The organism is Agarivorans sp. (assembly GCF_050295395.1).
Lineage (GTDB): Bacteria > Pseudomonadota > Gammaproteobacteria > Enterobacterales > Celerinatantimonadaceae > Agarivorans.
Map to the genome: position 1 here is coordinate 1 of NZ_JBNKPP010000137.1, position 2601 is coordinate 2601.

The following is a 2601-nucleotide window of genomic DNA, read 5'->3' on the forward strand; positions in this document are numbered from 1 at the left end:
ACCGCTTGGGCCTGGCTAAACTGGGGCTGTTGTAAGTATTGGTCTAGCCATGACAAATTAAAATACTCACGGCCAGTACTTTTGGGTGGCGCTAGCTTGAAGTAATGATCATCCAATAACTGTGTTAATAACTCAGGTAAACAGTGACCACTGCGGCCCCAGCGTCCCTTGTCATCATAGCTTAAGCCTTCGGGGTGATGGCGTTGATAAAATTGGTCGAGCAGGGTATTGCCCGGTCCGGTATCGTAGCCTAGTAAAGCTTGCTGCGGTATTAAGCGAGTGATATTGGCGATGCCACCAATATTAAGAATGAAGCGTGCTTCGCTAGCATGGCTAAACATTGCCTGATGAAAGGCTGGCACCAAGGGCGCGCCTTGGCCTGCTAAGGCCATGTCTTTATTACGAAAATCGGCGATCACATCGATTTGGGTGGCCACGGCGATGTGGCTGGGGCTGCCAATTTGTAAGCTAAAACCCAGTTCGGGAAAGTGCCGAATGGTCTGGCCGTGGCTGCCAATTGCTCGCACCTGTGAAGGGCTTAGCTGAGCTTGCTCAAGCGCGGCATTAGCCGCTTGGGCGAACAGCTCGGCTACCTCCACGCTGGCTTCTGCCATGTTGACCAGTTCATTAGCCGCGGGGCTACATAAGCCATGCAGTTGCTTAAGTAGCTTAGCCGGAATAGTCTGTTGGTGGTGGGCCAGAATATTCGGCGGGCTTTGACTAAAGTCGGCCACTACCGCGTCAACCCCATCCATACTGGTGCCCGACATCAGGCCTAAGTAGATATCTGTCATTAACGGGCTAATTCATGGCTAGCAATACCCGTTTGGTATTGTCTAGCTGGGTTATACGGGCTTTAGCCAGCGGTAAAAAGCGTTGCTTTTGTTCGCCCTGTAGCGGTTTTGGGCTGGGTAACTTAACGGTACGCGGATTTTTGTGTACCCCATGTACTAAAAACTCATAGTGTAGATGCGGGCCGGTGACTCGACCGGTGGCTCCCAGGGTGCCAATTACTTTACCCTGTTTCACGCGTTCGCCAGTTTTTACATAACGTTTTTGCAGGTGCAGGTATTTGGTGACATAGGCACTGCTGTGCTGAATAAACACATAGTTGCCGTTGTATTTGTTGTAACCGGATTTAGTGACTCGCCCGTCGCCGGCTGCCATTATCGGTGTGCCGGGTCTAGCCGCGTAATCGATGCCGTTGTGTGCTCTTACTTTACCTGTGACAGGATGGAGACGACGAGGATTGAAATTAGAGCTGATGTATTTGAAGTTCACCGGCGCGCGCAGGAAGGCCTTTCTCATCGGTCGGCCTTCGGGAGTATAGTAGTTGCCATCTTCATTACGCACGGCGCGAAATACTTCGCCTTGGTTAGTAAATTCGGCAGCAATAATGTCACCATGTCCGGCAAATTCGCCATCCACATAGAGTTCTTCAAATAACACGGTGAAGCTGTCATTTTTTCTAATATCTAAGGCAAAGTCGATATCCCAACCAAAAATGGCGGCCAGCGCCATAATTTGCCCCTGAGTTAAATTGGCGCTGATCCCGGCATTCCAGAAGCTAGAACTAATGGTACCTTGGGCAAAGTTGGTTCTTACCTCTAAGTCTTGGGTATCGATACGGGCTTGAAATTGCTCTTGCTCATCACGGTTGATAACTAGGCTCTGGTATTTCGACTGGGGATAGCGCAGTTCAACTAACTGGTCGTTATCATCAAGATAGAAATCCAGCACGTCGCCGGGATGTACGGTGCGTAATTTTTTGGCTTCGCCACCTAGCTGGTCAATATCGAGTAGCGTGCGGGCGCTTAAGCCTACCCGCTCGAAAATCAGCGCTAAGCTGTCACCCGATTTTACGGTTTGTCGTTTTAAGGTGTAAAACTGTTCGTTGGCTTCAGCTTGTTGGCTAGCAGGAAGCTGCAGTTGCAGTGGGTAGCGCATGCCTAATTGCAGTTCTGCCCCTTGTTCAATTTGGCTGAGCCAGTTTTCATCGCCAAGTTTGCTAGTTATAGCTGTCGTTTGAATCGGCTCTGCTAGGGGCTGCGCTGTTGAGTTTTCTTGAGCCGTGGCGCTGGGAGCTTCGGCCTTGCTTAGGCTTGGCTGATTGCTCGCTGTAGTCGCCACTGGAGTGACTTCCTCTTGGGGCTCTTTTGGTCTTTGTTGGATGTCTGCCAAAGAAGGCTCTATTTTGCTTGGGCCTGCTTGGTTTAGCTCGATAGCGCTTTGCGGTTTAAGGCTTAAATCTAAGTTCTGACGTTGACTGGCGCTAGGGGAATTTTTTTCACTAGGAATGAGCAAAGCGGCCAACACCACAAGGCTGAGAATAACAAGAATACGACGATGGCGTTTAGGTAATAAGCTTTGCAATCTACTTCCAACATACAAACAAGTGATTACCGCGATTGTAGCCAGATGCTCTACAGATTGCCAGAGCAGGCACTGCTGAGCCTAGTCTGCGTGGGCCGAAGCGTGATTAAGACCCAATTTAGCGCGCGCTGGGTAAACTTGGTGCAAGTTAAAAATGACCACTTTCAAAACCTTGCTACGCGGGCTTTTCTATGGAAGAAGATGGCTTGGTTTTTGACGAATATTTAC

General features: G+C 49.7%; 3 protein-coding genes. 1 reads left to right on the forward strand and 2 read right to left on the reverse strand.

From position 1 onward, the window contains the following. Both ACQY6Q_RS08255 and ACQY6Q_RS08260 read right to left on the reverse strand, forming a co-directional pair. Positions 1 to 794, reverse strand: a 794-nt coding sequence (locus tag ACQY6Q_RS08255) for an anhydro-N-acetylmuramic acid kinase (protein ID WP_427980071.1), incomplete at its 3' end; no start/stop codon positions are given. Between the two features lie 7 nt (positions 795 to 801). After that, a complete protein-coding gene (locus tag ACQY6Q_RS08260; RefSeq protein ID WP_427980073.1) occupies positions 802 to 2373 on the reverse strand; it encodes a peptidoglycan DD-metalloendopeptidase family protein in 1572 nt (523 codons plus the stop codon). A gap of 45 nt (positions 2374 to 2418) precedes the next feature. Here ACQY6Q_RS08260 and ACQY6Q_RS08265 point away from each other — a divergent pair. Beyond that, on the forward strand, positions 2419 to 2601 hold a 183-nt coding region (locus tag ACQY6Q_RS08265; protein WP_427980076.1), incomplete at its 3' end, for a hypothetical protein.